This is a genomic window from Alkalibacterium sp. 20, from assembly GCF_001885615.1.
GTDB lineage: Bacteria > Bacillota > Bacilli > Lactobacillales > Carnobacteriaceae_A > Alkalibacterium.
Genome location: NZ_LSRN01000019.1, coordinates 45,160 through 52,060, shown reverse-complemented (window position 1 = coordinate 52,060; position 6,901 = coordinate 45,160). Strand labels below are relative to the sequence as shown.

At 38.9% G+C, this 6,901-nt stretch carries 7 protein-coding genes; 5 read left to right on the top strand and 2 right to left on the bottom strand.

What is annotated here, in order from left to right:
• The first annotated feature begins 469 nt into the window (after positions 1-469).
• From AX762_RS03350 to AX762_RS03330, 5 genes are all read left to right on the top strand, one after another.
• On the top strand, positions 470-1,333 hold the full coding sequence (locus AX762_RS03350) for a VOC family protein (RefSeq protein ID WP_071847746.1): 864 nt from the start codon (positions 470-472) through the stop codon (positions 1,331-1,333).
• Positions 1,334-1,523: 190 nt separating this feature from the next.
• Positions 1,524-3,398, top strand: a complete 1,875-nt coding sequence (locus AX762_RS03345) for a heavy metal translocating P-type ATPase (protein WP_083432767.1) — start codon at positions 1,524-1,526, stop codon at positions 3,396-3,398.
• A 22-nt stretch (positions 3,399-3,420) separates the two neighbouring features.
• Complete coding sequence (locus AX762_RS03340; protein WP_071847745.1) at positions 3,421-3,906, top strand: glutathione peroxidase; 486 nt, start codon at positions 3,421-3,423, stop codon at positions 3,904-3,906.
• A gap of 211 nt (positions 3,907-4,117) precedes the next feature.
• The gene (locus AX762_RS03335; RefSeq protein ID WP_083432766.1) at positions 4,118-4,657 is read left to right on the top strand and encodes a hypothetical protein; all 540 of its coding nucleotides are present in this window, start codon (positions 4,118-4,120) and stop codon (positions 4,655-4,657) included.
• 125 nt (positions 4,658-4,782) lie between these two features.
• Positions 4,783-5,370, top strand: a complete 588-nt coding sequence (locus tag AX762_RS03330) for a polymer-forming cytoskeletal protein (RefSeq protein WP_143139274.1) — start codon at positions 4,783-4,785, stop codon at positions 5,368-5,370.
• A gap of 297 nt (positions 5,371-5,667) precedes the next feature.
• Here AX762_RS03330 and AX762_RS13080 read toward each other — a convergent pair whose 3' ends face one another.
• Positions 5,668-5,775, bottom strand: coding sequence for a transposase (locus AX762_RS13080; RefSeq protein WP_143139276.1), 108 nt, complete (start codon positions 5,773-5,775; stop codon positions 5,668-5,670).
• A gap of 184 nt (positions 5,776-5,959) precedes the next feature.
• Positions 5,960-6,847 (bottom strand): transposase, encoded by an 888-nt coding sequence (locus AX762_RS13075; protein ID WP_256244367.1) that lies wholly within the window; start codon positions 6,845-6,847, stop codon positions 5,960-5,962.
• Positions 6,848-6,901 lie beyond the last annotated feature (54 nt).

Below are 6,901 nucleotides of genomic sequence, written 5' to 3'. Positions count from 1 at the left end.
AAACTTCGGCATGCTCAGGTGAAACTCCCAGCGAGTGATGCTAAGAAGGTCAAACTTCGGCATGCTCAGGTGAAACTCCCAGTGAGTGATGCTAAGAAGGTCAAACTTCGGCATGCTCAGGTGAAACTCCCAGTGAGTGATGCTAAGAAGCTCAAACTTCGGCATGCTCAGGCGAAACTCCCAGCGAGTGATGCTAAGAAGGCTAAACTTCGGCATGCTCAAGCAGATTATGCGCGGAGCAGACCGAAGTGGGTTCAGATTTTCAGCAATGAGAACGGCTCTAAGTGTAGATATAAATAAACAAGCTAAAATAAGTTGTGAAATAAAATAGCCTATGAACTTCAGCATTACAATAGGATCAGGCCTAATGGGATTGATCAGAAAAAGGACAGAATAATTAGTGGCCACTGATGATTCGATTATTATCTAATAGTTTAGAGTGAACGTGGGAAAAGGAGACCAAGATATCATGGCATTTACGATTGACAAGAACTTATCGGTTCATTCAGTAGATTTGAATGTTAAAAGCTTAGAAACAATGACGAATTACTATAAGGATAAGATTGGTTTGTCCATCCTTGAAGGATCCGATAACTACGCCTCGCTGGGTGTGAAGACGGATAACCGTGTGTTGCTGAATTTAATTGAAGTAGATGCAGGAGGCACACGGACTAAAAAAGCTGGACTCTTTCATACGGCATTTATAGTACCTACAAGAAGAGACTTGGGGAACAGTTTATTTGCATTATTGAAAAAAGAAATACCAATTGAAGGCGCTTCTGATCACGGCTATAGCGAGGCGCTCTACTTACACGACCCGGAAGGAAACGGTATTGAGATTTATAGAGATAAACCTAGAGAGGAATGGGACATTTCGGAAAATGGCATGATCAGAGGGATCACAGCAGAAATTGATGCGGATGGAGTCATAGCGAGTCGGGATGACCAGCTGGTCGATACTCTACCAGCGGGGACACGAGTCGGTCATGTTCACTTAGCCGTTGCTGATTTGGAGGATTCTCAATATTTTTATATAGATACTTTAGGCATGCAGCTGAAATATGAATTTGGAAGCCAGGCGCGCTTTGTTGCTGCTGGCGATTACCACCACCATATCGGCTTAAATACGTGGCTGGGGACAGATATACCCAAAAGGGAACAGTTTGATCTGGGACTAACTCGTTTCACTTTAGGGGTGTCGACGAATGAAGAGATGAACAAAGTGAAAGAGCATTTAAATGCGCGGAATTTCACTCTTAATGACGAAGGGGGGACGTTTATCACCGTTACGGATCCAAATGGCATCCGTGTGACTGTGACCACATCTGAATAAGAGCTTCCGCCTCATTTTCCATACGTATGAAGGGCAATTTTTTCGATCAGGAAATTCTTTACAGATGATTTTGACGACAATGTGGATAATGAGAAATACTATCATTATCAGTTAATTCAAAGTGCTATCTTATTAAATAAGGCTGTGATATCTTATAGTTAAGAATCATTATAGAAAAGGATGACAAGATATGACAGCACTTATCAAGAATAATAAGCCCATGATGCTCACCATCATAAGCGGGTTACTCATCATTGTGGGAGGGATGTTATCCTATAATAATGAACAGCCTCTGGATGCTTTCGTATATGTGACAGCCTTTCTGATTGGCGGTTACTTTCAAGCCAGAGTAGGCTTCAGTGACCTGTTTTTCAAAAGAAAGTTGAACGTCGATATCCTTATGGTCTTAGCTGCTATAGGCGCTTCAGTCATTGGTTACTGGTTGGAAGGGGCACTGCTTATTTTTATTTTTTCATTGAGCGGTTCACTTGAGGTCTATACGACAAATAAGAGTACAGATGCTATTTCTAAACTGATGGAGTTGACTCCGGAGACAGCCTTGCTTTTAAAAGATGATGGATCGACAGAAGAAGTTGCAACGAAAGATTTAAAAGTCGGGAACAAAGTACTTGTACCTAAAGGTTCTGCTTTTCCTATCGACGGTACACTTTTAAGCGAGTATGCATTAGTTGATGAAGCCGCAATTTCAGGCGAATCGATGGCGGTCAATAAAGCGGTGCAGGATGAAGTGATCGGCGGAACGATAAATGTCAGCAGAGCGGTCGAAATAGAAGTGAAGTCGGAATACTCTGATACATTGTTTGCTAAAATCATCCGAATGGTGGATGAAGCTCAAGGGACTCCATCTAAAACCGCTACCTTCATTGAATCGATCGAAACGAGATATGTGAAAATCGTTTTAATATTTGTCCCAGTAATGATGCTTATTTTCTATTATGTTTTAGGATGGACATTTAATGAATCTTTTTATCGAGGAATGGTCCTATTAACAGTCGCATCTCCCTGTGCACTAATGGCTTCTGCAAGTCCATCAACACTTTCAGCTATTTCAAACGGTGCCAAAAAAGGTGTGCTTTACAAAGGTGGCTCTTTTCTCGAAAATTTTGGACAGATCGATGCGATCGCATTTGATAAAACAGGAACATTAACGCAAGGTTCCCCAAAAGTGACGGACGTGAATTATTTAGAAGAAACTAACCAGGAAACAGTCAATCAAGTCATTGTTCAGCTGGAACGCATTTCTTCCCACCCACTGGCACAAGCTGTAATAGATCATCTTAATGCATCTGAAATAAAACATGATGTCAAAGTCACTGAGATCAATGAAGTCGAAGGCCATGGTGTCGAAGGTTTCGTCGATGGTGATCACTGGAAAATCGGTAAGAAAGAATTCACAGTAAAAGATGATGCGAGCACGTTTGTGTTGTCAGCCAATAAGAAACAGACGGAAGGAAAAACCGTTCTCTATGTCACGAAAAATAATCAGCTCGTGAGTTTTATTGCTTTACTTGATATACCGGCACCTGGAGCAAAAGGAATGATCGATTATTTTAAGAGTCAGGGCATTCATACCATTTTAATTACCGGTGATAATGAAGCGACCGGTCAAGCTATCGGGAGAACGGTCGGCGTAGACGAAGTGAAAGCAAACTGTCTGCCTATTGAGAAAGCAACTTTGATACTGGATCTGAAAACGAAATATGAAACGATTGCGATGGTTGGGGACGGCATAAATGACGCCCCCGCTTTGGCAAATGCTTCGATTGGCATTGCGATGGGTGCGGGAACAGACCTGGCGATGGATGCGGCTGATGTGGTACTCGTCAGAAATGAACTGGAGCAGCTTTCGTATAGTCATAAGTTGTCTAAACGACTAAATAAAGTGATTATACAAAACGTCATTTTTTCAATCGGCGTTATATTATTTTTGATATTAGCCAATGTTTTACAATTAATTAATTTACCACTAGGCGTTATTGGTCACGAAGGCAGTACGATTTTAGTCATCTTGAACGGGTTGAGATTACTCAGACCGATAAAATAAGGGAACAAGAAGGAGATTTTTTATGACAAAAATTTATGATATCAACGTCACACAGATTGATGGCCAAGTGAAGACCCTGAAAGATTATGAAGATAAATACATGGTCATCGTCAATACAGCCAGCAAGTGCGGCTTAGTGGGTCAACTTGAAGGGCTAGAAGAAATCTATAAAGAATTTAAAGACAAGAACGTAGCAGTTCTAGGTTTTCCATCTAATCAGTTTTTAAATCAGGAACCTTTGGATAGTGAAGGCATTGAGGCATTTTGTCAGATGAATTATAATGTTACTTTTCCTTTGTTTGAAAAAATAAAAGTTAACGGCAGAGATGCCCACCCATTATATAAATATTTAATAGAGAATACGGACAACAAAAAAATCAAGTGGAATTTCACCAAGTTTATTGTGACACCTCATGAAGAAAAAATTATCAGTTTCGCACCTAAGACAAGTCCAGAAACGGTAAAAAAAGAACTATATGCGCTGATAGACAGTAAAATCGGATTATAACAAACTTTTTCGATGTAATAATTGTAAGATGCATGAGAAAAAGTAAGTTTTTCACAATGAAATATAATGTTTAAATGCTTTTGTATCAATTTTTTAAAAATGAAATACAAAATTTTGAACTTTTTTTACGAAATATATTTGACATGAAAAAGAAACATGGTATTATAAATGTGCAGTGAATCACAATAAAAAAAGGTAGGAGGAACAAATAATGTTAAAATGGAATAAATTATTATTACTTACAGCAAGCATGGGATTACTTGCAGCATGTGGTACAGATGATGCAGAAGAAGAAGTAACAGACGATACAGAAGAGGTTACTGAAGATGCAACTACAGGCGCAACAAAATCAGAAATTGCTAGTGCAGACGATTTAGAAGAAGCAGTATCAGCTAATGGTGGATGGATCGTTATCTTTGAAGGCGACGTTGAAACAGATCAAGAACTAGTCTTTGAAGAAGGACCAACAAACGGCGGCGAAATCGAACGTAAATTAGCTTTGTATACTCAAGATGCTGACCGTAATGTCTTGGATCAATTTACTTTAACAGCAGCAAGTATAACTGTTCAAAGTGAAAACACACGTATCCAAAACGGAACGTTTGCTGGTGACGTTTACGTTGAAGCAAACAATTTCCAATTACCAGGCGGAACGATTGACGGAGACTTGATCTTTGCAAGTGAAGAATATCAAGAATCAGCTCAATTAGAAGAAGGCGAAGTAACAGGAGAAACACGCGTCGAAGAATAATCGGTCTCAAACCCTATAAATAGAAAAAAGATCTGCAGCTCAGCTGCAGATCTTTTTTCTGTTTGATATATCGTCAAAAACCCATCTGACTGAATCTGAAATCATTTATAATTCAAGACTGAAATTTGTCAAATTTTAATAATATTTATTCTAGAAAGAAATTAGCAGCAAGCGCTGCAGTTTTAGCATTAGGTGGTTTTTTAGCAGCATGTGATACAGATGACGATGCAGCAGATGACATGGAAATTGTTGAAGAAGGCGAAGAAGTCGATGGCGATGAAGACGTCGTGACAGCTGCATCTATCACAGATGACGCAAACGAAGTGGTTGCATCATTAAGCACTGACGGTAACTGGTTAACAGCTATTATTGCTGATGTAGCAATCGATGAAGACGTAACAGTTGCAGGTACTTTCCATGATGGCGGAGATGAAGCTGAAGCAGAATACCGTAAATTAGCTTTATACGCTCAAGATGAAGACCGTAACGTTACTGACGAATACACTTTATCAGTAGGAACAATGACTGTTGAATCACCAAACTTCCGTATCCAGGAAGGTACTTTGGATGGAGACGTTTATGTCGACGCTGAAGGATTCGAATTAACTAACTCTACTGTTACAGGTAACGTAACATTTGCATCACAAGAGTTAATGGATGCTGCTTTAATGGACGAAGGTACAGTTGAAGGCGACGTAAGCGTAGACGAGTAATCTTTACGCGGTAACCTTTAATCACAGTTAGTTCATTAATACTTTTTTACGATGGTGTTCTACCTATCGGACATAGGAGAGAAGAATAACCATCTAGTAAAGCAAAAAAATGGAACGAGGTTGGGACAAAAGTCTGAACCGAAGTAAGATAAAGTTAAACCGAGTAGAATTGTACATTTGTACAAACCTACTCGGTTTTTTTTGTCTTATCTTTCGTGACTTCTGATTCTCTTATTGTATTTCCTTAGATTGTTTGACATAAATATCAAGTTAGTTTCATTTTCCGCGAACTGAAAATCAAGTGAAACCTAAATTGGCCTTCACTTGTCCGAAAGTTGGCTCGACATCGATTTTTCGCTGCCCGTATAATTTAGCCCCTTTTTTAGATAAAAGCTGTTCTTTAATTTTTGTTCTTCGTACTCATAATTAATCCACAAGGATTTTTTACCGTTACGGTACGTTGGATCTGTAGAATGGTAAAAGTGAGATAGCTTGACATATCCTGTACTTTTTTTTGACGACCAATATAGCCTTGAGCATAGAGGGTCCCATCTGGATGAATATACGTGTTTTGTTCTTCATCATAGATTCAATTATCAAGGTTCTTATCTGATTTTATATACTTTTTCTTCTGTTCTTTTTCATATATTCCGTACTTGACCAATCCAGTCCAACGGAACTGTTCTAAAAATTCCAGGTTCTCATGGCTCCCATATCCTGCATCTGCGACGATATAGCTAGACGGTTTAATCACTTCCGGAAGAGAATCTAAAAAGGGAGTTAGTGTTTTAGTGTCTGTTGGATTTGGATAGATTTGAGTATGCAGGACAAAGGGGTTCTCTGTTGCGATTTGGATATTATAACCCGGTTTGAGCTGTCCATTCATCATATGATTGTCTTTCATCCGCATGAATGTAGTGTCTTTATCGGTTTTCGAAAAGCTATTCCTGCCGTCAAACGTTTCATAATAGTCTTCATACTTTTGTTCCCTAGGAATAAAATCATTTCTAAGGCGATTTCTGTGCTTTTTCAATGAACGTCTTTTTTTCTTCAATCGGCTTAGCGCTTTTTTATCATTGGAAGAGGTGATCTCGGTTTCTGCTTTCGCAAGTTCTTCTTCAAGCAGATTATGTAGTTCGATAATTTCCTCTTTGGAAAATTCTTGATTATTATCCCTTTCAACCGATTGGTCGATAAGAGGTTCGATTTCTTGTTTATAATATTGTACTTCTTTTTGCTTAAGTCGAGGATAGAATCGGTCCACTGCTTTCTTCCAAACAAACCTATACTTATTGGCATTCACTTCAAACTTTGTCCCGTTGATAAACAGCGACTGTCCTTCAATAAGTTTTTCTTGCTTTAGACGAATAGAGAACGTGCAATAAAGGTCTCGTATGATCTCTTTAATTATTTCTGATACTCTAAACCGATTAATTGTACGGTAAGAGACAAATGTTTGTCCTGTCAACCAATGCATTGCAAGGTTTTCTTGCATCATTTTTTCTATTTTGCGACCTGAAAAGATACCTTC

Bases quoted from the DNA above. Each gene is read 5' to 3' on its own strand.
- AX762_RS13075 (WP_256244367.1), bottom strand. From the start codon at position 6,847: ATGCATTGGTTGACAGGACAAACATTTGTCTCTTACCGTACAATTAAT.
- AX762_RS03340 (WP_071847745.1), top strand. From the start codon at position 3,421: ATGACAAAAATTTATGATATCAACGTCACACAGATTGATGGCCAAGTG.
- AX762_RS03345 (WP_083432767.1), top strand. From the start codon at position 1,524: ATGACAGCACTTATCAAGAATAATAAGCCCATGATGCTCACCATCATA.
- AX762_RS03335 (WP_083432766.1), top strand. From the start codon at position 4,118: ATGTTAAAATGGAATAAATTATTATTACTTACAGCAAGCATGGGATTA.
- AX762_RS03350 (WP_071847746.1), top strand. From the start codon at position 470: ATGGCATTTACGATTGACAAGAACTTATCGGTTCATTCAGTAGATTTG.